Raw genomic sequence first — 22,809 nt, 5'->3', positions numbered from 1 at the left:
CAGGCGATGGACACCCTCTTCGATCTCCCCGCAAACCAGCCCGCGCCGGCCCGGCCCGGCGCCGCCGACCTGCTCGAGGACCTCAACCCCGCGCAACGCGAGGCGGTGACGCACGCGGGCGGTCCGCTGCTGGTCGTCGCCGGCGCGGGTTCGGGCAAGACCCGGGTGCTCACGCGGCGGATCGCGTACCTGCTCGGGCAGCGTCATGTGCATCCCGGCGAGATCATGGCGATCACGTTCACCAACAAGGCGGCCGCGGAGATGCGCGAGCGCGTCTCTTCGCTCGTCGGCCGCCGAGCCAACGCGATGTGGGTGTCCACGTTCCACTCGATGTGCGTACGGATCCTGCGCCGCGAAGCGAAGACGCTGGACATGTCGTCGAATTTCTCCATCTACGACTCCGATGACACGAAGCGGCTCATCACGCTCGTCGCGCGCGACCTGGACATCGACCCGAAGAAGTACGCCGCGCGCATGCTCGCCGTGCACATTTCGAACCTGAAGAACGAGCTGGCCGATCCGGAGACGGCGGCGTCGAACGCGGGCAACGATCTGGAGCGTCGCGTCGCCGAGGTGTACGCGGAGTACCAGCGCCGGCTCGAAGCGGCCAACGCGTTCGACTTCGACGATCTGATCATGCGCACGGTCTCGCTGCTGCAGGTGTTCCCGGCCGTCGCGGAGTACTACCGGCGCCGGTTCCGCCACATCCTGGTCGACGAGTACCAGGACACGAACCACGCCCAGTACACGCTGGTGCGTGAGCTCGCCGGTACCGAGGCCATGGACACCGGCATCGACCCGGCCGAGCTGTGTGTGGTGGGGGACGCGGACCAGTCCATCTACGCGTTCCGCGGGGCGACCCTCCGCAACATCGAGGAATTCGAACGGGATTTCCCCAACGCGCACACGATTCTGCTGGAGCAGAACTACCGGTCCACGCAGACGATCCTGTCCGCGGCCAACGCGGTGATCGAGCGCAACCCCAACCGTCGCGCGAAGCGGCTGTGGACCGACTCCGGCGACGGCGAGAAGATCGTCGGGTACGTGTCGGACAACGATCACGACGAGGCCGCGTTCGTCGCGGGCGAGATCGACGCGCTCGCGGAGCAAGGCGCTGCCGACTACTCCGACGTCGCGGTGTTCTACCGCACCAACAACCAGTCGCGCGTGTTCGAAGAGATCTTCATCCGCCTTGGCCTGCCGTACAAGGTCGTTGGCGGCGTGCGGTTCTACGAGCGGCGCGAAGTGCGCGACATGATCGCGTACCTGCGCGTACTGGCGAACCCAGAGGACACTGTTTCGCTCCGGCGCATTCTCAACGTGCCGAAGCGGGGTATCGGTGACCGCGCGGAGGCCGTGGTCGCGACGCACGCGGAGCGGGAGCGGATCTCGTTCTGGGCCGCGCTGCGCGACGCGGTCGACGGCAAGGTGGCGCTGTTGAACCCGCGCTCGGCGAAGGCGATCACCGGGTTCGTGACGCTCCTCGACGACCTTCGCGAGACGACGTCCTCTGGTGCTGAGGTACACGACGTGCTCGAAGCAGTGCTGGAGCGCACGGGTTACCGTGCCGAGCTGGAAGAGTCCGACGACCCGCAGGATGCTTCACGGGTCGAGAACCTCACCGAGCTGGTCACGGTGGCACGCGAGTTCGCCGAGTTCACCGCGGAAGTCATTCAGGACGAGAACGCGGAGCTGGTCGTCGACGACGGCGTACCTGCACCTGGTTCGCTGCCGGCGTTCCTGGAGCGCGTTTCGCTGGTGGCAGACGCGGATTCGATCCCTTCACCGGACGGCGGCGAAGAAGGCGACGGCGGCGCGGGTGTGGTCACGTTGATGACCGTGCACACCGCGAAGGGCTTGGAGTACCCGGTGGTGTTCTGCACCGGCTGGGAGGACGGTGTCTTCCCGCACCTGCGCGCGCTCGGTGATCCGGCCGAGCTGGCGGAGGAAAGACGGCTGGCGTACGTGGCGATCACGCGCGCGCGTCAGCGGCTGTACGTTTCGCGTGCGCTCGTGCGGTCGGCTTGGGGGCAGCCGCAGATGAACCCGGCTTCGCGGTTCCTCGACGAGCTGCCGCCGGACCTGGTCGACTGGCGTCGTCTCGAATCGTCTTCGCCCGGCTTCGGCAACTTCGGCTCCTCTTCGGGGGGTGCTTCCTCCGGCCCGCGCGCTGCGACCACATGGGGGCGGCGGTCGTCCTCGTCTCCTTCGTCCAGCTCACCGTTCGGCAAGGCGTGGAAGGACACCGTGGCGCTGAAGCTGGACGTCGGCGACCGGGTCAGCCACGACAAGTACGGGCTGGGCACGGTGATCTCCTGCGACGGCGTCGGTCCGCGGGCCACCGCCACCATCGACTTCGGCGCTTCCGGCAAGGTCCGGCTGATGCTGATCGGCAGCGTGCCGATGGTGAAGCTCTGAGCGGACTCGCCGTTCACCGGGTTCGTCGTTCACTGGGTCGGGTGATCTTGGCCGATTCTGTCGGTCCCTCACGGTACTGTTTCGAACAGAGGTTCGATTCGTTCGGACAGTGCTCGGGGAGGGGCAGGGATGGACGCGGTTCTGTTTGGGTTGTTCGCCGCCGGGGTACACGAGTACCTGCGGGGCGTTGTGGGGACGGCGAAACCGAAGGTGGCCGGCGTCGGGGCTGGGGCCACCGGAGTCGGGGCAGTGCCGGGTGAGATCGCACGGCTGGCTGCGGCTTGGCGGGTGCTGCTGAAGCAGCATGCCCTGGGCGCGGACGGCCGGTGCGTGGTGTGCGCTCGGGCCGAGGTCGCGGTCGGCTGGCGGCGGTGGTTCGGGTGGCTGCAGGCCAGCCGGCGACCGGGGATGTGCACGGTGTGGCAGGTGGCGGTGGCGTACTTCATCCGCCGTTCGCCGACCGCGGATCCGTGAGCTGGCCTCCCCGTTGGGATGCGCTGGAACGCGCCCTAGGGCGGATTTCCGGGTTTCTTGATCCCCTGGCTCGGATCTTCCCGGTCGGGCGGGAGGATGGCGATCAGCGCCTGGAATCAGTTTGCCGCTGTTCGGTGACAAGTCATGCCGGAGGCTTGGTGCCGCTTGTCTCTGGTGGCGGGGTGTCCGCTGCCGTCCGGAAACTTCTGATGCGAAGGAAGGTGATGCGTTGACGTAATGCGGTGACGCTGTGACGATCCGCCCGGAAGCCGGAAGCCGGAAGCCGGAAGCCGGAAGCCGGAAGCCGGAAGGCCTTGGTACGTGGGTCGGCTTGCCCGGCAGGTCAGGTGTTACCGCGAAGGATCAGACATCCACGCCGCGGGCGGCGAGCCACGGGCGGGGGTCGATCTTCTTGGTGCCGTTCTGCCACACCTCGAAGTGCAGGTGCGGACCGGTGCTCTCGCCGCGCTGGCCGATCTTGGCGATCTGCTCGCCGCACTTGACCTTCTGGCCTTCGCGGACCGAGAAGCTGTCCATGTGGCCGTAGACCTGGATCGTGCCGTCGTCGAGCTGGAGCCGGACCCACAGGCCGAAGCCGCTGGCCGGGCCGGCCGAGATCACGGTGGCGTCGGAGGCGGCGTAGATCGGCGTGCCGATCGAGTTCGCGATGTCGATGCCGAGGTGGCTGGTGCCCCAGCGGGCGCCGAAACCGGAGGTGAACGTGCCGTTCGCGGGCATGCAGGTCTTCGGGCGGGAGGCCTCTTCGGCGGCCCGGCGGGCCTCGGCGGCCTCGGCCTTCTCGCGGGCCTCGGTGATCTTGGCGCTGTCGGTCATCTTCGCGGCTTCGTCAGCGGCGTTCGTCGAGTGACCGGCGGGCAGCAGCTCGGGCGCTCCCCCGGAACCCGCGCTGCCGATGCTGAACGAGGCGCTCGCGTCCTGCGCGTTGGCCAGCGGCGTGACCGCGGCGTCCGAGTCAGGGCTGGTGGTCGTCTTGAAGGTCTGCCCGGCGGCGGCAGCGGCGAACGCGCCTGCCGCAACGGCAGCGACCACGACCCGCCCGCGAAGCGCGGACGAAGGCGGAGAAATGCGGTGCTGTCCCCGCACGCGGATGACCGCACCGTCCAGTGCGTCCTTCAGCGCCGGGGAAGGGGCTTGGCCGCCGGGGGAGCGGTGTGAAGCCAAGACAGAGCCTTCCATCGTCGGGGAGCCGGTTGGAAGCGAACTCGGGTCGGGGGAACCCGTGGGCCGACCTCGGGGGTGGTCGTACCCGGCGTACCGCTTCGTGACCTGACTGTAATGGGGACCGGAGGACAGTAACGAAACGGCGCCGCTGTCGGCAAGATGCCTCCCCGGTTTCGGCTGAACGAGTGGTCGCCGTCTGTCGCCTAGCTGGTGGAACTACCCAAAGTTAATCGGGTACTACGCCAAAAGTTGTGACCTTGCTTACAGGTCTTGAGGTGATCAGGCCGATGTGGTCTGCCTGTTATGTCCGAAACTCCACGCCGACTCCACTCTGGCTGGTGAAATAACCGCTGGCGCCGCAGCGTTGAACGACTCTCGAAACCTCTCTGTGACGCCGCTCACTTCCCTGTGGCGGTCTCAGGCCTTGGCTTCCACTCCATGCGCCTCGGCTTCCTCGTGTATCCAGGCTTCGCTTCTTCGGCCGGTATCCGCTTTGCCCGCTCGTCTTCTTCGCCCCGGCCGATCTTGGCTTCGAACCGAAAGCCCGACTTCGTCGTGTGGCTCGCACCTCCCGCCTCGGAGGGGGTCGGCCAGCGGCACGTCGGTCACGTCCGGCAGCCATCCGCTGGACACCTGCACGGACTGGGTGCCGGGTGCGCAGTCGGCCGGGAGGTGCTCCAGGTCGCCCTCGCTCGCAGGTGCGCTCGCTGGGTTGACCTTTGACCGCGGCTACAGGGACTTTTTGTTGTGGCGCGCGGGCATATCCGGTTGCTCGCACCGCTGCGCTTCTGCCTCGCCCGGGTGTCTTTCCGGCTCTTCAGGTCCGACGTGATGTCGTCATGCGGCGGCATCACGCGTCGCCGACAGTCCAGTGTTGCGGCCATGGGGATGCTCAGATCATGTCGAATCAGGCTGCGCCGAATCATGTGGAGCTGCACTTCACGCATCGCGCCGCGCCAAGCCGCGTTGCGGAGTCGTATCGGGCGCATTGCGCAGCCCGCCCCATCGCCCACCCATCTGCCCGCTTCGCTGGTCGGCTGATGGGTGGGTCCTGTGGCGCTTCCCCGGTGCCGCCGGCCGATCACGCTGCCGGCGGCACTTCCTGTTCGATCCCGGTTCCGACCCGTGGTGTCCGGTCCGCCCCCGTGCTTTCCGGACGCCGGTCCGCGTGGCCTGGTCGATCTCCGCGCGGTCGACTGCCGGTCGATGTCCCATCCGGTCCGCCCCGTGGACCGGCATCGTCCGGTTTGTCCCCTGGTGTTCCCGGTCGTGCCTATTTTCAGTTGTCCCCGGCGGTCACCAGTCCGTCCCACGGGGCTGGCTTCTGCCGGTGAGACGGTCGCGTGCGGTGGCCCTTACGCGGTTCGGTGGAGAAATTCCCCGTCTCTGCTCGGCTAGACGGTCGACAGGGCGCGGAGGTTCACTCGCCGGGTGAATTTCTTGGCGCGTCCGGCTGGCGCGGTCCGGACGCGACAGTCCTTGCTAGCGTCGCCATCAATGACTCCGCCGACCAATGAGCCCCCTGCTGGCGACCCGGCGCCTCGCCCGGGAGCGCAGCGGCCCAGCTTGGCCGAGCGCAAAGCCGCCGCCCGCGCCCGAGCCCGTCGCGCGGCGGGCCGAGCCGGCCGCGAACCCGTGGACGCCGACCGTGCGCCGACTGTCCGAAGTGGCCGCTCCGCCGACGCGCCTGCAAAAGCGCGCGGTTCGTCGTCGGCCGATGAGCCCGAGAGCGATGCGGCTGGTGAGTCCGCAGAAGCCCGCAATTCTTCCAAGACACGTGAGCCACGGCCGACGCACCCCCGTGGAGTGAAGCCCGCCCGAGTCGGCGGCCCTCGGTCCCGTCAGCAGGAAACACCACCGGCCCCCACCGTGGCGGGGTTCGAATGGGGGCGGCAAAAGGCCTCGCCCGCATTGCGGCTGTCGACAGGGTTGGTGGTGGCCGGGGCGATCGCGTTGGCGGCGGGTGCGGTCGTGCCCGTTTCGCCGGATGCGGGGGCCGGGTTCCTTTCCTGGCCGCTGCTCGTGCTGCTCGCGGTGGTGCCGGCGGGGGTGGTCGTCGCGGCGGTCGGTAGTGGGCGGCATGGGCTTGCGGCGGGGTTGATCGCCGGGCTCGTCGCCTTCGCGCCCGGGCGGCTGGTGCTCGACGGGCAGTTCCTGGTCAATGGGGCCAAGACGGTTCGTCCCGAGCTGTATCTCCCGGATCGGCTGCTGGATCGCAGTGCGGTCGGTGCGGGGTTCTGGCTGCTGGTGGCGGGACACGTGCTCACGGTGGCCGCGGGGCTGGTGGCGGCCCGCGTGGCGCGTGAGCTCAACGAGTCCGCAGGCAGTGAACCAGGGCAGCGGCGGTGGCGGCTGGTGGTCCCGTTGCTCACGGTGGTCGCGGCAGTCGGGTTGTTGATGACTCCGGTGCTGTCCGACGATCCGTTCCTGCTCGCTCGGTCCGCTTTCGAAGGGCCTGGGGTCGCCCTCGTCGGCTACTTGCTTCTCGCGGGGGCTCTGCCGATCGCAGCGGTGCTCGGGTTGTCTGCGGCGTCTGACGGTGTGGCGCGCGGGACGCTCGGCGGAGTGTCGGCCGCAGTGTTCGCTGTGGCGCTACCCGGGTTGGTGGCTGGGCTCGTCGTGAACGGGCTTCAGGTGTCGACAGGTGCGTACCTGGCTCTCGCGCCGACAGTGCTCGTGCTGATTCTCGCTCCACTGACGACTCCTCAAGAAGCGAAGACAGAGGGCGCGGATCTCGCCGGCGAGGCCCGAGTTCCCAGCCTGACGTTGTGGCGCAGCTTGACCGCGTTGCTCGCGTTGTTGACCGCAGTGGCCGCAGCGATCGGCGCGCTTGCTCCACAGCTCGGTACGGCCACCGAAAGTCCCGCGCGGTGGCAGCTGTTCGCCGCGGCGATCGTCGTGGTGCTGCCGGTTCCGTTCGTACTCGTCCGCCGTACCGCGCCCGCGGCACGGGGGTTGCTCGCCGTGGTGTGGGCGGGTGTGGTACTCGCTGGGACGGCTGTGCTCAGTACTGCCATCACGGCGTCGGAAGCGACGGGGCTCGGTGGGCTCGGCGGTGCGATCAGCTATCACCTCGGCCTTGGTGCGGTGTTCACTGCTGTCGCACTCGGATTGGCCGGACTTACCGCACTGTCTGCAGTCATCACCGGCGTCGTGGAACGTGACGACGTTGGCACCGAAGGCCCGCGTTCTCCGGTACTTGTGCCGGCAGCGGTCGCGGCGGTGCTCGCCGTCGGTTCGTTCGGTATGCCGGTATTCACTGCGCCCAGTTACTCAGCGCCCGGGTTGTGGTCCGACTTCGACACCCCCTCTTGGGGTTTGCTCACCGCGCTGCTCGTGGTTCTCGGCGTGCTCGCGCTCGGCGTACGTTCCCGCCCCGGCGCGGCTGCGGTCGCATACGTCGGAGGAGCGTTGCTGCTCGCCTTGCACGTTGTCGAGCTACCGCTCGTCGGTTCCACAATCGACGGTGCACGGCCGGGGCTCGGCTTCTGGCTCGGTCTCGGTGCGGCCGTGGCCGCTGCGGTCGCCGCGGTGACCGCAGCCGCCGGTGCGAAAAGCGCCGAATGACGCTCGAAAGAGTGGCGGAAACGGGCTTCGGTGGGCGGGCTCACACCCTCGGCGCACCCTCTGACCGCCTACGGTGACCGACTTCACCAGGTGCGGCGTCCCCTGCGTCTGCCCAGGTCGCTAACCTCGACTGGTCCGACAGCGCGGTCCGTCAGCGGACCACCACAGTGGCGTGTCGTCAGGAGACTGGAGTAGTGGACCTCTACGAGTACCAGGCGAGGGATCTCTTCGCCGCCCACGGAGTACCGGTTCTGCCGGGCTCGGTGGCTAGCACCCCCGAAGAAGCCAAGGCCGCCGCGGAGCAGATCGGCACCCAGGTCGTCGTCAAGGCGCAGGTGAAGGTCGGCGGCCGGGGCAAGGCGGGCGGCGTCAAGCTGGCCCAGACCCCCGACGAGGCGAAGGAGAAGGCGGAAGCCATCCTCGGCCTCGACATCAAGGGACACGTCACGCGCCGCGTGCTCGTGGCCGAAGCCTCGGACATCGCGTCCGAGTACTACTTCTCCTTCCTGCTCGACCGCGCCAACCGCACCTTCCTGGCGATGGCGTCGTCCGAGGGCGGCATGGAGATCGAGCAGCTCGCCGTCGAGCGCCCCGACGCACTGGCCAAGATCCCGGTCGACGCGATCACCGGCGTGGACAAGGCGAAGGCGCTCGAGATCCTGAAGGCGGGCAACTTCCCGGCCGAGATCATCGACGAGGCCGCCGACGTCGTGGTGAAGCTCTGGGAGACCTTCGTCTCCGAGGACGCCACCCTGGTCGAGGTCAACCCGCTGGTCCGGGACCCGCAGGACAAGATCATCGCCCTCGACGGCAAGGTCACCCTCGACGAGAACGCCGGCTTCCGGCACCCGGCGCACGAGGAACTCGTCGACAAGCAGGCGGAGAACCCGCTCGAGGCGAAGGCCAAGGCCAAGAACCTCAACTACGTCAAGCTCGAGGGCGAGGTCGGCATCATCGGCAACGGCGCGGGCCTCGTGATGTCCACTTTGGACGTCGTGGCCTACGCGGGCGAGCGGCACGGCGGCGTGAAGCCGGCGAACTTCCTCGACATCGGCGGAGGCGCCTCGGCCGAGGTGATGGCGGCCGGGCTGGACGTCATCCTCAACGACACCGACGTGAAGAGTGTCTTCGTCAACGTCTTCGGTGGCATCACCGCGTGCGACGCGGTCGCCAACGGCATCGTCGAGGCCCTGAAGATCCTGGGCGACGAGGCCACCAAGCCGCTGGTCGTCCGCCTGGACGGCAACAACGTCGTCGAGGGTCGCCGGATCCTGGCCGACGCGAACCACCCGCTGGTCACCGTGGTGGACACAATGGACAACGCGGCCGACAAGGCTGCCGAGCTCGCCGCGGCAGGTGCGTGAGATGTCGATCCTCATCAACGAGAACAGCAAGGTCATCGTCCAGGGGCTCACCGGCTCCGAGGGCACCAAGCACGCGACCAAGATGCTGAAGTCCGGCACGAACATCGTGGGCGGCGTGAACGCCCGCAAGGCCGGCCAGACGGTCACCATCGAGGGCAAGGACCTCACCGTGTTCGGCACGGTCGAGGAGGCCATGAAGGAGACCGGCGCCGACGTGTCGGTCATCTTCGTGCCGCCGAAGTTCGCCAAGGACGCGGTCGTCGAGGCGATCGACGCCGAGATCCCGCTGGCCGTGGTCATCACCGAGGGCATCCCGGTGCACGACTCGGCCTACTTCTGGGCGCACGCGGTCGCCAAGGGCGGCCAGACCCGGATCATCGGGCCGAACTGCCCCGGCGTGATCAGCCCGGGCAAGTCCAACGCGGGCATCATCCCGGCCGACATCACCGGTCCCGGCGGGATCGGCCTGGTGTCGAAGTCGGGCACGCTGACCTACCAGATGATGTACGAGCTGCGCGACATCGGCTTCTCCACCGCGGTCGGCATCGGCGGTGACCCGATCATCGGCACCACCCACATCGACGCCCTCGAAGCGTTCGAGAAGGACGCCGACACCAAGGTCATCGTGATGATCGGCGAGATCGGTGGCGACGCCGAGGAGCGGGCAGCGGCCTACATCAAGGAGAACGTGACCAAGCCGGTGGTCGGCTACGTCGCGGGCTTCACCGCGCCCGAGGGCAAGACGATGGGCCACGCGGGCGCCATCGTGTCCGGCTCGTCCGGCACGGCCGCCGCGAAGAAAGAGGCCCTGGAGGCCGCCGGCGTGAAGGTCGGCAAGACCCCGAGCGAGACCGCCGTGCTCGCGCGTGAGCTGTACAACAGCCTCGGCTGACCTGCGGAGACGTGATCGGCGAAGGCCGGGTGCCGGACGGTGCCCGGCCTTCGCCGTCTCTGCTGGCAACCGATCGGGCAAGCCACGCGTCCAACGGCGCGGACGCGTCGCCGCGGATGCGCTAGCGTTCCGTGCCAGCGGCTGGTGCACTGTGTCCGGAGGCCGCGCGTCCCCAGTTTGTTGCCGGTCGAACGACAGGAGAGTTTCCGATGACCTTCCCCAGCGGCGGGCCTGGCTACCCCCAGCAGGGTGGCGGGCAGCCACCCCAGGGACCGCCCCCGCCGGGCGGGTTCCCCCAGCCGCAGCCCACGCAGGGGCCGCCGTCCGCGCCCACCCCGGTGGCGCCGGAGAACCTCCCGCTGCTGCTGTCGCTCGGGGTGGCCGTGCTCGGGCTGGTGCAGTACTTCATCGGCTTCTCCGACGAGGCCGGTGACGTCGGCCAGGACACCGTCTTCCTGCTCACCGGCGGTCTGCTGTCCGGGCTGGCCTTGCTCCCGAAGGCGCCGAAGGTGCTGCCGTTCGCCACGCTGTTCAGCGTGCTCGGTGCGCTCGGCGCGCTGGACACGGTGATCGCCGAACGGAGCACGCCGGGCATCGTGGTCGTGATCCTCGTGCTGGGCGTCGTGCAGATGCTGGTTTCGGTGGGCGCATTGCTGATGGACTACGGCGTGCTGAAGCCGCCGGCGCCCAAGCCCGCGGTGCCTAACGTGCCGCAGTACCAGCAGCCCTACGCCCAGCCGTTCCAGTCGTCGCCGCAGCCGGGTCAGTCCGCGCCGCAGCCGGGCCAGCCAGGGCAGCCGGGCCAGTACCAGGCGCCGCAACCGCCGCCCGCCCCGCCGTCACCGGGGCAGCAGGCCACCACGTACGCGCCGCAGCAGGGCCAGTTCTTCCAGCAGCCGCCCGCCGAACCGGGCAAGACGGGTACGCCGCCCGGCGGATTCGGTCAGCAAAGCTGATCTCCACGCACTTCCGGCACCCGCTGTGACTCTCCGTGTCACAGCGGGTGTTTTTCATCCCCGGCCTCCCACGACCGGGTGGGGGTTGACCGCGCCACGCCCGCCGGGCGGCGTGCCTCACCCGGACGGACGAGTGCGGATGTCATGGTCAGCGGCATGCAGGTGCTCACCAGACCCGATCGCCCCTCGGGCGACGAGCCGGTGGAAGACACCCCGGACCCGGCGACGGCGGCCCGGCTGCGAGTGCTGCTCGCCGCCGCCCTCGGCCCGCTTGTCACCGGCTACGCCGTGGTCGCGACCCTGCTCGCGCTCATCGCGCTGACCTCGGAACGCACCGAGTTCTCGACCGGCGGGGTGCTGCTCTCGGCCGGCCCGGGCTGGCTGGCCGCCTACCAGGTCCAGCTCGGTATCGGCGGTCACCCACTCGGTGTGCTGCCGTTGCTGCCGACGATCGCGGTACTGCTGCTGGTGACCAGGACGGCGTCCGGCGCGGCACAGCGCCTCGGCTGCCGAAGCCTACGGCAGGCGATCCCGGTGATCGCCGTGATCACCGGTGCACACCTGCTGTTCGGCCTGGTGATCGGCCTGTTTTCGCTGGGCGAGCCGGTGCGGGCGAACCCGGCGCTGGCCGCGGTGGTGCCCGGGGTGTTCGCCGGGCTCACCGCGACCGGTGGGGTGCTGCGCCGCTGCGGGCTCCCGCCGGCGCTGTCCGAACGGCTCGACCCGCTCGCGCTTCGTGGCCTGCGTACCGGGCTGCTCGGGCTGTTCGCACTGATCGCGACCGGGGCGCTGGTGCTGCTCGCGGCTACGGCCTTCTCGGCGCGCACGGTGGCGGATCTGTTCGAACCCTCGATCGGCGGCAGCCTCGGCCTGTTCCTGCTGTCGGTGCTCTACCTGCCCAACGGTGTGGTGGCAGCGATGTCCTTCGTCAGCGGACCCGGCTTCACCATCGGCGAGCTGAACGTGCACCTGATCGGTTATCGCGGTGGCGCGGTGCCCGCGGTGCCGCTGCTCGGCGGGATCCCCGAGCACGGCGCGGGGTGGTGGCCGGTGCTGCTCGTGCTGCCGCTGGCGGTCGGGCTGCTGGTCGGCTGGTCGGTGCGGAACGTGGACGACGACGCGGCCGCGCGGATCCGGACCGTCGTGGTGGCCGGCGCCGTTGTCGGATTCGGCTGCGTGCTGCTGGGCACGCTCTCCGGTGGGCGGCTCGGGGACGGTCCGTTCGATCCGGTCAGCGTGCCGGTCGGAGTGGCCTCGATCGTGGCGTTCTGCTGGATCGTGATCCCGGCCGGGTTCGTCGCCTTCTTCGCCGGGGCGCACGCCCCCCCGAAGCCCGTGGCCGGACCGGTGGCCGGGGAAGCGGCCGAGCCGGAGCCCGTGGAGGAAGACGCCACGGACGAGGGCGTCGCGGAATCTGTGGCGGACGAGGAAACACCGGAGGACGACGTCGACGAGCCCGAGTCCGCCGACGAGGCGGGAGACACCGCGGATTCCGCGGATCTCGCCGAGGACGACGGGTTCGACGAGTTCGATGCCGAAGCGGACGCCGAGCTGGGTCTCGAACTGCCCGAGGACGTACCGCTCGACGATCCGGAGGACCTGGACGCGCAGCCCGGGGCTGTGACCGAGTCCACCGAGGACTCCGGCGACGGGAAGCGGCCGGACGCCGACCGTTAGGGTTGGGGACGACCTGGTGAAATGCCGTGCGCCCGAGGCGCTCTGCCGTGCAAGGAGCCCGTTCTGGCCAGCCGCTTGGACCTGACTGCCCCGGTGAAGATCGTCGTGCTCGCGTCCGGTTCCGGGACGCTGCTGCAAGCCGTGCTGGACGAGACCGGGCGGCCGGGGTTCCCGGCCGACGTCGTCGCGGTGGGTGCCGACCGGGCCGGGATCGAGGCTTTGGCCCGCGCGGAACGGGCCGATGTGCCGTCGTTCACGGTGCGCGCCGCCGACCACCCGGACCGGGCCGCGTGGGACCACGCGCTCGCCGAGGCGGTCGCCGCGTACCGGCCCGATCTGGTGGTGTCGGCGGGTTTCATGAAGATCCTCGGGCCCGCGTTTCTGGCCCGGTTCGCCGGTAGGGTGATCAACACCCACCCCGCGCTGCTGCCCTCGTTCCCCGGGATGCACGCGGTCGCCGACGCACTCGCGGCCGGCGTGCGGGTCACCGGGTCCACGGTGCACTTCGTCGACGCCGGGGTGGACACCGGACCGGTCATCGCGCAGGAAGCGGTGACCGTCGAGGACGACGACACCGAAGCGGTTCTGCACGAGCGGATCAAAGCCGTGGAACGCAGACTGCTGGTGGCAACGATCGAGCGACTCGGCCGTGGTGGGTGCACCGTGGACGGACGAAAGGTGAGGTTTTCGTGAGCACAGCACAGGGGCGACGCCCGGTCCGGCGCGCGCTGATCGGCGTCTCGGACAAGGTCGGCCTGCTTGAGCTCGTCACCGGGCTGCATGCCGCGGGTGTGGAGATCGTGTCGACCGGCGGCACCGCGAAGGTGATCGCGAACGCGGGCGTCCCGGTCACACCGGTCGAGCAGGTCACCGGGTTCCCGGAGTCGCTCGACGGCCGGGTCAAGACACTGCACCCGCGGGTGCACGCCGGGCTGCTCGCCGATCAGGGCAACGCGGACCACGTCGCGCAGCTGAAGCAGCTGGAGATCGCGGCCTTCGACCTGCTCGTGGTGAACCTGTACCCGTTCACGCAGACGGTCGCTTCGGGAGCGAGCCCGGAGGACTGCGTGGAGAACATCGACATCGGTGGCCCGGCGATGGTGCGCGCGGCGGCGAAGAACCACGGCAGCGTCGCGGTGGTCGTCGACCCGGCGCGGTACGCGTGGGTGCTGGAGCAGGTGACTGCGGGCGGCTTTGAACTCTCGGACCGCAAGCGGCTCGCTGCGCAGGCGTACGCGCACACGGCTGCGTACGACTCGGCTGTCGCGTCGTGGTTCGCCAACGTCTACGCGCCTGCGGACGACAGCGGCTTCCCGGACTTCCTCGGCGCGACGTGGGACCGTGCCGACGTACTGCGTTACGGCGAGAACCCGCACCAGAAGGCGGCGCTGTACCGCAGCGCGCAGCCAGGCCTCGCGCACGCCGAGCAGCTGCACGGCAAGGCCATGTCGTACAACAACTACGTCGACACTGACGCTGCGCGGCGGGCGGCGTCCGACTTCAGCGAGCCTGCTGTCGCGATCATCAAGCACGCGAACCCGTGCGGTATCGCTGTGGGCATCGACATCGCCGAAGCGCACCGGAAGGCGCACGCGTGCGACCCGGTTTCCGCGTACGGCGGCGTAATCGCCACGAACCGGCCGGTGAGCGTCGAAGCGGCGGAGCAGATCGCCGAGGTGTTCACCGAGGTGGTGCTCGCTCCCGGCTTCGAGCCGGAAGCGCTGGAAATCCTGCAGCGCAAGAAGAACGTGCGGCTGCTGAAGCTGCCGGTGATCGAGACGCCGTCGCCGGTCGAGCTGCGGCCGATCTCCGGCGGGGTGCTCGTGCAGACCACCGACCGGATCGACGCGTCCGGCGACGACCCGGCGTCCTGGCGGCTGGCCACCGGTACCCCGGCCGACGAGCAGACGCTGGCGGACCTGGAGTTCGCGTGGCGGTCGCTGCGCGCGGTGAAGTCGAACGCGATCCTGCTGGCGCACGACCGGGCGACCGTCGGGGTCGGCATGGGCCAGGTCAACCGGGTCGACTCGTCCCGGCTGGCGGTGGCGCGTGCCGGGGACCGGGCCAAGGGCTCGGTGGGTGCCTCGGATGCGTTCTTCCCGTTCCCGGACGGCCTTGAAGTGCTGATCGAGGCCGGTGTGCGGGCGGTCGTGCAGCCCGGCGGGTCCATCCGGGACGCCGAGGTGATCGCGGCCGCGGAAGCCGCCGGGATCACCCTGTACCTCACCGGTACCCGGCACTTCGCGCACTGAGCCGCGGTTACTGCGGCTGCGCCTCGCTGCGCAGCAGGCCGTAGACGACTGCGTCGCGGTAGGCCCCTTCGCGCCAGGTCACCTGGCACAGCAGGCCTTCGCGGTGGAACCCGGTCGTCTCCAGCACCTGCTGCGCGGCGAGGTTTTCGGCGTCGGCGAACGCCTGGAGCCGGTGTGCGCGGGTGACCTGAAAGAGGTAATCCACGAGCCGCCGGTGCGCCTCGGCGCGGGTCTCGTGCCCGTGGTGGCCGGGCAGGAGCACGGCGCCGACCTCGTAACAGCCACCGGACGGTCCGCCCCGGTCGGCGGCTTCCCAGGTCACCATCCCGGCCACTTCGTCGTCGATGACCACGGCGAGCGCACCCGAGGCCTCGCCGAGCAATCCGTCCGCGGCGAAGCGGCGCCGCCGGAGGTGCGGATCGGCGAATCCGGCCCATCCGAACGCTCCGGTCACCTCGGCGTCCGTGGCGAACCGGTCGAGCACCGCGAGGTCGTCGCCGGTGAATGCGCGCAGGATGACGTGCTGTTTGTGATTCCCGGTCTTCATCAGGACACCAGTGTAAGTGGGTGGTGCCCTGGTGGCCGGTGGGCGGGTTTCGTGCGTGCTTGACAGCCGGGGCCGGGTGGGGTTGACTGGGGTTAGTCGAACAGACGTTCGAGAATGTGGTTGTCGGAGCCGCCTTCCCCGCGGCGTGCCGGTGCCGTTTCGCGGCTGGTCCTGCCTAGCCCGAGATGGGTGCTGGTGGGTGCGCGAGGGAGGTGCTGGTGATGTCGACCGGGTCGGCGAGGTCGCGGGGAGCGCGGGGGCGCTTGGTGGGGCCTGGTCGGTTGTGGTCGGCGTCAGGTGCGGGGCCGGGTTCAGGGCTGAACCTGAACCTGAACCCGGGCCGGTGGCCGGTGCTGGTGCCGTGTCGGGCGGTGCCAGGGATGCCGGATGCGCCGGAGGTACCCGGGGCGTCGGGTAAGTCGGTGCCGGAGTGTCGTGGATCGGTGCCGGGGCTGCCTGAGCCGCGTGAGCCGTGGGGTGCGCTACGGCGGCGACGGCCGGTGTCGCCGGGGGACGGGGCCTCGGCGGTGCTGGCGTCGGCTGCTGCGTCGTCACCGGGACGGTTGTCGATGCCGGGCGGTGTGTTGGCGTCGGGGAGGGTGTCGGCTGCTGTGCCGGTGCCGGTGGGGAGACCGGTGCCGGTGGACCTGGCGGAGGAGCCTTCGCCCTCGCCGCTGGTGGGATCGGCGGAGCGGCCGGTGTTGTCGGGCGGACCGGTGATATCGGGGAAACGGGAGGCGCTGGGTGAACCGGTGCCGCCGGGGCGGCTGGTGTGTTCTCCGGGGGAAGGGCGGGCGTCGGTGTCGTGGGAGAGGCCGGCGCTTCTGGGCGGTTCGGTGGCGCGATCGTCCAGGGTGGGGTCGTCCGGTGGCAAACCGGTGCGGTCCACGCGCGTCGCGGCGTCGGGAAGGGTGCTCCCGGCGCCGCGGACGTCGCGGGTGGTCTTTCGGGTGGCGGTTGTACGAATGTCCCGGTCGGTGGGGGAATCGGTCGGGGTGTCGATGGCTGTTGGCTCGGTCGCGCGGATGCCTGCCGGGGTAGCGGGGATTGTGCGGCCGGAAGTGGTGCCCGCGGGCGTACCGGCGGCGCGGCCGGTACGCCCGCATCTCCCTGTCCGGCTGATTCCTCTTGCCAGGGAAGGGGTTTCGGTGCCGGAAGCTGGATCGGCGGTTTCGGGGCGGGCTGGTGGTTCGTCCGGTGATTCGGTCCCTGCCGCCAAGTCCGGTGACCGGAGTGCAACGTCTGCCGTGGCCAGGCTGAACAGTTTGCCCGGGGAGGCCGGTCCCGTGCAACCGGCTCAACTTGACGAGCCATTCCAGTCGGCAACCGCCGGGCCAGCCGGGTTCGTTGCTGCGTCTGGACGGGCCGCAATGACTGAGCCGGTGCCACTTCGACCGCCCACACAGTCCAAAGTGGACTGCGTCGGTCCGGCGGCCAAGGTGGTTTCGCTCCCGGGCGGCGGGGACGGGCGGGGAGTGGCCCGGCTGGCTGCGCTGCCGGGAGTGAGCACGGCGAGCCGGGTCGCGCAACGGGCGGTCCGGGACGACGGGTTCGGGGAAGGGCGGTTGTGGCCGGTCGTCCCCGCGCTGGCGGATCTGCTGCCGGGAGCGGGGCTTCGGAGGGGGAGCACGGTTGTGGTGCACGGATCGACCTCGCTGTTGTTCGGGCTGCTCGCTGAAGCCACTGCCGCAGGGGCCTGGGTCGCGGTGGCCGGGGTGCCGGGGCTGGGCATCGCCGCGGCGGCCGAGCACGGGGTCGTGTCGGCGCGGATGGCGGTGATCCCCCGGCCGGGGGTGGCGTATCCCGCGGTGCTGGCCGCGTTGCTCGACGGGGTCGATCTCGTGGTCACCGGGGAGCGGGCGGTGCAAGGGGACCTCGCGCGGAGGCTTTCCGCGCGGGCCCGGCATCGAGGGGCGGTGCTGTTCTCCCTCGGCGCCTGGCCGGGGGCCGACCTCGAACTGCACTGCACCCCGGGCGCCTGGGCCGGGCTGACCGGGTACGGGGCGGGACACCTGCGCACCCGGCCGGTCGACGTGTACGTCCGCGGGCGGGGTGCGGCGGCGCGGCCGCGTTCGGCCTCTGTGCTGCTGCCCGGGCCGCGGGGGTGTGCTGTGCGTTGCGGGGGATCCGTTCGGGATGAAGCGGAGGTTGCCGGATGACTGTGTGGCCGTGTTCGGTTTTGGTGCTGCTGCTCGGGTCGCGTGGGGGTACGTCGTGCGCGGCGGGGAGTCCGTTCGGTGTGAAGGGGAGGCTGCTGGATGACTGTGTGGCCGTGTTCGGTTTTGGTGTTGCTGCTCGGGTCGCGGGGGTGTGTCGTGCGTTCCGTTCGGTGTGAAGGGGAGGCTGCTGGATGACTGCGTGGCCGTATCCGGTTTCGGTGCTGCTGCCTGGGCATCGAGGGTGCGTCGTGCGCTCAGGGGAAGCCGTTCGACGCGAAGCGGAAGCCGCCGGATGACGGCGCGGAACGAACCGGCGCGGATGCTCGTGGTCTGGTGTCCCGACTGGCCCGCGGTGGCTGCCATCGCCGTGGCTGGTGCGGCGCCGGCCGGGCCTGCTGCGGTGTTCTCGGCGAACCGGGTGGTCGCGTGCACCGAAGCGGCACGCGCGGGCGGGGTGCGCCGTGGCCTGCGGAGGCGGGAGGCGGAGTCGCGGTGTCCCGGGCTGGCTGTCTTCGCCGCGGACGGCGGACGGGACGCGCGGTTGTTCGAGAATGTTGCGCAGGCCGTGGAAGATCTGGTCGTCGGGCTGGAAGTGGTACGGCCGGGGCTGCTCGCGGTGCCCGTCGCGGGGGCGGCGGGCTACTACGGTGGGGAGCACAGGCTCGCGGAGCGGCTGCTGGACCGGGTCGCCGCGGACGCTGGGGTGGAATGCCAGATCGGGGTGTCCGAAGGACTGTTCGCGGCCATCCTCGCGGCCCGCCGTGGGGTGTTCGTCGAACCGGGGCAGGCGGCGGAATTCCTCGCCACGCTGCCGATCACCGAGCTGGACCAGCCTGGCGCCGACCGGGCGGAGCTGGTCGGCCTGCTCGTCCGGCTCGGCTTGCGCACGCTTGGTGCGTTCGCCGCACTCGGCGAGCGGGATGTGACCGCACGGTTCGGCCGGGACGGCGTGCTCGCCCATCGGCTGGCTCGTGGCCGGTCCGACCGGCCGCCGCTGCGCCGCCGTCCGCCGCCGGAGCTTTCGCTCACCGAAGCGTTCGATCCGCCGCTCGCCCGGGTGGATGTGGCCGCATTCCTCGCCAAGAGCCTCGGCGCCCGGTTCCACGCTACGCTCGCCGCCCGCGGGCTGGCCTGCACCCGGCTCGGCGTCTACGCCACCACCGAGCACGGTGAACAGCTCGGGCGGGTCTGGCGCTGCGCGGAACCCCTTACCCCGCAAGGAGTCGCCGACCGGGTGCGCTGGCAGTGCGAAGGCTGGCTGCAGGCCGCGCCCGGCGCCCGGCCCAGCGCCGGGGTCACCCGGTTACAGCTGGTACCGGAGGAGACGGTCGAAGGCCGTTCGCTGCAACTCGGGCTGTGGCGGGGCGGCGATCCCGCCTCGGGCGCCGACCCGGACGAGGCCACTGAACGGGCCGGCCGCGCGTTCGCCCGGGTACAGGGTCTGCTCGGCCCGGACGGGGTGTGCACCCCGTTGTTCGACGGCGGCCGGGATCCCGCGGCCCGCATCCGGCTCGTGCCGTGGGGCGATTCGCGGGAACCGGTCACCCCACCGGAGGCCACCTGGCCGGGCAGGCTGCCTTCGCCGTCCCCGGCGACGGTGCTCGATCCGCCGCTGCCGGTCCAGGTCGAAGACGAGCAGGGCCGCCCGGTCGGCTGCACGTCCCGCAAACGGCTCACCGCACCGCCACATCGGCTCCGCGTGGCAGGTGGGCCGCCGCGCCGGATCACCGCATGGGCCGGGCCTTGGCCGGTCACCTCGGGCCGCCGCGCCACCGGCCCGCACCAAGCCCGGCTGCAACTCCTGCTCGGCGGCGAAGGAGACGCACCTCCGGAAGCGGTGCTCGCACTGTGCTCGGGCACGGAAAGTCCACAGTGGATGGTGGAAGGGCGGTACGACTGATGGCCGGGCCGGTTTCGAGGGCGGGGGGTGTTCCGGGATGAGCTGGAGCAATCCGCCGGTTCCGTGGAAGGATCTCGCCCGGTCCTTGGCGGGCGGGCTGCCGCCCGGTGATCACGGGGACAGCCCGGCCTGGGGGCGTAAACGCGCGGAGTACCGGCGGCCCGCCGATGTGCCGGCGCCGCAGAGCGATTTCGAGGCTCCGCCGCGGGTGGCTTACGCCGAGTTGCACTGTCATTCCACGTTCAGCTTTCTCGACGGGGTGAGCAATCCCGAGGAACTGGTGGAGGAGGCCGCGCGGCTGCGGCTCGACGCGATCGCGCTCACCGATCACGACGGAATGTACGGCGTGGTCCGGTTCGCCGAAGCGGCGAAGGAACTCGGCATCGCCACGGTGTTCGGCACGGAGCTGAGCTTCGGGCTTTCCCAGCCACAGAACGGTGTCGCCGACCCGGAGGGGGAGCATCTGCTGCTACTGGCCCGCGGTCGGGACGGCTACCGGAGCCTGTGCCGCGCGATCACCGCCGGCCAGCTGCATGGCTGCGACGGTGACGGGCCGGTCGGGGAACGCGCGGAGAAGGGCCGTCCGATCTACGATCTGGCCGCGGTTGCCGAGGAGACCGCGGGGCAGTGCGCCGTGCTTACCGGATGCCGCAAGGGTTCCGTACGTTCGGCGCTGGTGCGGGAAGGTCCGGATGCGGCGCTCGCCGAGCTACGCCGGCTCGTCGATCTCTTCGGCCGCGACCAGGTGTACGTCGAGCTGATCGACCACGGCCAGCCACTCGACAGCACGCACAACGACCTGCTCGCCGAGTTGGCCGACGAGCTTCACCTGCCGACCATCGCCACCACTGCCGCGCATTACGCACGTCCCGAACGCGGCAGGCTCGCCGACGCAGTCGCGGCCATCCGGGCGCGACGCAGTATCGACGATCTGGAGGGCTGGCTGCCCAGTGACGGGACCGCGTTCCTGCGTTCCGGCAACGAAATGGCGGAGATCTTCCGGCGTTACCCGGGCGCGGTGCAACGGTCCGCGCTGCTGGGTATGGAATGCGCTTTTCAGCTGGAGCTGGTCCGTCCGGAGTTGCCGCCCTACGACGTGCCCGAGGGGGAGACCGAGGCCAGTTATCTGCGGTACCGGGTCAAGAAAGGGTTCCGGAAGCGTTACGGGACAAAAGACCTGACCGGCGACGTGTGGCGCCAGATCCAACATGAGATGAAGATCATCGAGGAAAAGGAGTTCCCCGGGTATTTCCTGATCGTCTGGGAAATCTCGCGGTTCTGTCGCAGGAATAATATCCTGTGCCAGGGCAGGGGATCCGCGGCCAACTCGGCGGTCTGCTACGCGCTGGGGATCACGAACGTCGACCCGATGAAATATCACCTGCTCTTCGAGCGGTTCCTCGCCCCGGAGCGGGACGGCTATCCGGACATCGACCTCGACATCGAATCCGACCGTCGGGAGGAGGTGATCCAGCACGTCTACCGCAAGCATGGCAGGCTCAATGCCGCGCAGGTCGCCAACGTGATCACCTACCGCGCCCGCTCGGCGATCCGGGACGCCGCCCGCGCGCTCGGCTACTCGCCCGGCCAGCAGGATGCGTGGAGCAAGCAGATCGACCGCTGGGGTGCCTTGCGCAGCACGGAAAAGGACCACGATCACGATATCCCCGAGGACGTCGTGCAGCTCGCGTTCGCGCTGGAGGACTTCCCGCGTCACCTCGGCATCCACTCCGGCGGCATGGTGCTGTGCCGCGAGCCGGTGAGCCAGGTGTGCCCGGTGGAATGGGCGCGGATGGCCGACCGCAGTGTCCTGCAATGGGAGAAGGAGGACTGTGCCACGGTCGGGCTGGTGAAATTCGATCTGCTGGGGCTCGGCATGCTTTCCGCGCTGCACTACATGATGGATCTGGTCTACGAATACAAGGACGAGAAGATCGACCTCGCCGAATTGGACCTCACCGATGCGCGGATCTACGAAATGCTGTGCCGGGCCGACGCGATCGGCGTGTTCCAGGTGGAGAGCCGGGCGCAGCTGGCCACCTTGCCCCGGCTGCGGCCGAAGAGCTTCTACGATCTGGCGGTGGAGGTCGCGTTGATCCGGCCCGGTCCGATCCAAGGTGGTTCGGTGCATCCCTATATTCGCCGCAAGCAGGGGCGGGAGGAGTGGGAGCACGACCATCCACTGCTGAAGAAGGCATTGGACAGAACGCTGGGCGTGCCGCTGTTCCAGGAACAGATGATGCAGATCTCCCAGGATGTCGCGGATTTCACCGCCGCGGAGGCCGATCAGCTGCGGCACGCCATGGGATCGAAGCGGTCGGAGCGGAAGATGGCCCGGCTCCGGCAGCGGTTCCTCGACGGTGCGGTGGCGAACGGGGTGAAGCCGGAGCTGGCGGAGAAGATCTTCCACAAGCTCAAGGCGTTCGCGAATTTCGGTTTCCCGGAAAGCCACGCGTTGAGCTTCGCGCATCTGGTGTTTTCGAGTGCGTATTTCAAGCACTACCACCCGGATGCGTTTTGTGCGGGGCTGTTGCGCGCGCAGCCGATGGGTTTCTACTCACCGCAATCGCTGGTGGCCGACGCGCGACGGCACGGGGTCACCGTGCTCGGCCCGGACATCAACCGCAGCCTGGCATATGCCACGCTGGAACCGTTGCCGGACAAAGGAAAGCTGCACGCCGTGCGGAACGGTCTCGGCACCGTCCGCACGGTCGGCGAGACGCTCGCGGAGCAGATCGTGACCGAGCGCGTCGCGAACGGCCCGTACGAGAGCATGTCCGATCTCGGCCGCCGGGTGCGGCTCACCACACCGCAGCTGGAGGCGCTGGCGACCGCGGGCGCGTTCAGTGCGCTGGTGCCCGACCGGCGGCAGGCGCTGTGGTCGGCGGGTGCGGTGGCGCAGGACCGGCCGGAGAAGCTACCCGGCACCGGGACCGGAGTCGACGCGCCGATGCTGCCGGGCATGGACGGGCTCGACGTCGCCGCCGCCGACGTGTGGGCCACCGGGATCTCGCCGGAGCACTTCCCGACCGAGTTCATCCGCGACCGGCTGGACGCGCTCGGGGTGGTCACCGCCGACCGGCTGCTTTCGCTGCCCGACGGCGTGCAAGTGCTCGTCGGCGGCGCGGTCACGCACCGCCAGCGTCCGGCGACCGCGGGTGGGATCACGTTCCTCAACCTGGAGGACGAGACCGGTATGGTCAACGTGATCTGCACACTCGGCCTGTGGCAGCGGTTCCACCGGATCGCCAGGGCCAGTCCGGCGCTGCTGGTCCGGGGGGTGCTCGAATCGGCCGACGGCGTGGCGAGCGTGCGGGCACTCAAGCTGGAGCCGCTGCCGATGCGGGTCACCCTGAGATCCCGGGACTTCCGGTGAGCCCAACCGTCCCCCGTCGCACCGGCCGGCGCCACGCGGATGTCA

General features: G+C 70.0%; 14 protein-coding genes. 12 read left to right on the top strand and 2 right to left on the bottom strand.

Going from position 1 to position 22,809, the window contains the following annotated elements:
• Positions 1–6 precede the first annotated feature (6 nt).
• A complete protein-coding gene (gene pcrA, locus ATK36_RS12635) occupies positions 7–2,418 on the top strand; it encodes a DNA helicase PcrA (RefSeq protein WP_098511475.1) in 2,412 nt (803 codons plus the stop codon).
• Between the two features lie 129 nt (positions 2,419–2,547).
• Positions 2,548–2,892 carry a hypothetical protein gene (locus ATK36_RS12630; protein ID WP_098511473.1) on the top strand — a complete coding sequence of 115 codons (345 nt, stop codon included), beginning with the start codon at positions 2,548–2,550 and terminating at the stop codon, positions 2,890–2,892.
• A 363-nt stretch (positions 2,893–3,255) separates the two neighbouring features.
• Here the strand turns inward: ATK36_RS12630 and ATK36_RS12625 are convergent, their stop codons facing one another.
• Positions 3,256–3,942, bottom strand: a complete 687-nt coding sequence (locus ATK36_RS12625) for a M23 family metallopeptidase (protein WP_098514844.1) — start codon at positions 3,940–3,942, stop codon at positions 3,256–3,258.
• A 2,001-nt stretch (positions 3,943–5,943) separates the two neighbouring features.
• Here ATK36_RS12625 and ATK36_RS12620 point away from each other — a divergent pair.
• The 7 genes from ATK36_RS12620 to purH all read left to right on the top strand — a co-directional run bounded on the left by ATK36_RS12620 (position 5,944) and on the right by purH (position 14,782).
• A complete protein-coding gene (locus ATK36_RS12620) occupies positions 5,944–7,641 on the top strand; it encodes a hypothetical protein (protein WP_245914672.1) in 1,698 nt (565 codons plus the stop codon).
• A gap of 194 nt (positions 7,642–7,835) precedes the next feature.
• Positions 7,836–9,005, top strand: a complete 1,170-nt coding sequence (sucC, locus tag ATK36_RS12615; RefSeq protein ID WP_098511472.1) for an ADP-forming succinate--CoA ligase subunit beta — start codon at positions 7,836–7,838, stop codon at positions 9,003–9,005.
• A 1-nt stretch (position 9,006) separates the two neighbouring features.
• Entirely contained in the window at positions 9,007–9,897 is an 891-nt protein-coding gene (gene sucD / locus ATK36_RS12610) for a succinate--CoA ligase subunit alpha (RefSeq protein ID WP_098511470.1), read from the top strand.
• 209 nt (positions 9,898–10,106) lie between these two features.
• The gene (locus ATK36_RS12605) at positions 10,107–10,853 is read left to right on the top strand and encodes a DUF5336 domain-containing protein (RefSeq protein ID WP_098511469.1); all 747 of its coding nucleotides are present in this window, start codon (positions 10,107–10,109) and stop codon (positions 10,851–10,853) included.
• 156 nt (positions 10,854–11,009) lie between these two features.
• Positions 11,010–12,530 carry a cell division protein PerM gene (locus ATK36_RS12600; RefSeq protein ID WP_245914665.1) on the top strand — a complete coding sequence of 507 codons (1,521 nt, stop codon included), beginning with the start codon at positions 11,010–11,012 and terminating at the stop codon, positions 12,528–12,530.
• A gap of 75 nt (positions 12,531–12,605) precedes the next feature.
• Positions 12,606–13,223, top strand: coding sequence for a phosphoribosylglycinamide formyltransferase (purN, locus tag ATK36_RS12595; protein WP_098511465.1), 618 nt, complete (start codon positions 12,606–12,608; stop codon positions 13,221–13,223).
• Positions 13,220–14,782 carry a bifunctional phosphoribosylaminoimidazolecarboxamide formyltransferase/IMP cyclohydrolase gene (gene purH / locus ATK36_RS12590; protein WP_098511464.1) on the top strand — a complete coding sequence of 521 codons (1,563 nt, stop codon included), beginning with the start codon at positions 13,220–13,222 and terminating at the stop codon, positions 14,780–14,782. Before purN ends, purH begins: the two co-directional genes overlap by 4 nt.
• 7 nt (positions 14,783–14,789) lie before the next feature.
• On the opposite strand, the gene ATK36_RS32200 is transcribed toward purH, so the two are convergent.
• The gene (locus ATK36_RS32200) at positions 14,790–15,329 is read right to left on the bottom strand and encodes a GNAT family N-acetyltransferase (RefSeq protein WP_170069709.1); all 540 of its coding nucleotides are present in this window, start codon (positions 15,327–15,329) and stop codon (positions 14,790–14,792) included.
• A 1,439-nt stretch (positions 15,330–16,768) separates the two neighbouring features.
• Here ATK36_RS32200 and ATK36_RS12580 point away from each other — a divergent pair.
• The 3 genes from ATK36_RS12580 (at position 16,769) to ATK36_RS12570 (ending at position 22,764) form a co-directional block, all read left to right on the top strand.
• Entirely contained in the window at positions 16,769–17,488 is a 720-nt protein-coding gene (locus tag ATK36_RS12580; RefSeq protein ID WP_245915364.1) for a hypothetical protein, read from the top strand.
• A gap of 292 nt (positions 17,489–17,780) precedes the next feature.
• A complete protein-coding gene (locus ATK36_RS12575) occupies positions 17,781–19,388 on the top strand; it encodes a DNA polymerase Y family protein (protein WP_245914663.1) in 1,608 nt (535 codons plus the stop codon).
• 37 nt (positions 19,389–19,425) lie between these two features.
• Entirely contained in the window at positions 19,426–22,764 is a 3,339-nt protein-coding gene (locus ATK36_RS12570) for an error-prone DNA polymerase (RefSeq protein ID WP_098511462.1), read from the top strand.
• Positions 22,765–22,809 lie beyond the last annotated feature (45 nt).

The organism is Amycolatopsis sulphurea (assembly GCF_002564045.1).
In the GTDB taxonomy this organism is placed as follows: Bacteria; Actinomycetota; Actinomycetes; order Mycobacteriales; family Pseudonocardiaceae; genus Amycolatopsis; species Amycolatopsis sulphurea.
Note: the sequence above shows the minus strand (reverse complement) of the source record. Positions and strands in the feature narration are given on the sequence as shown.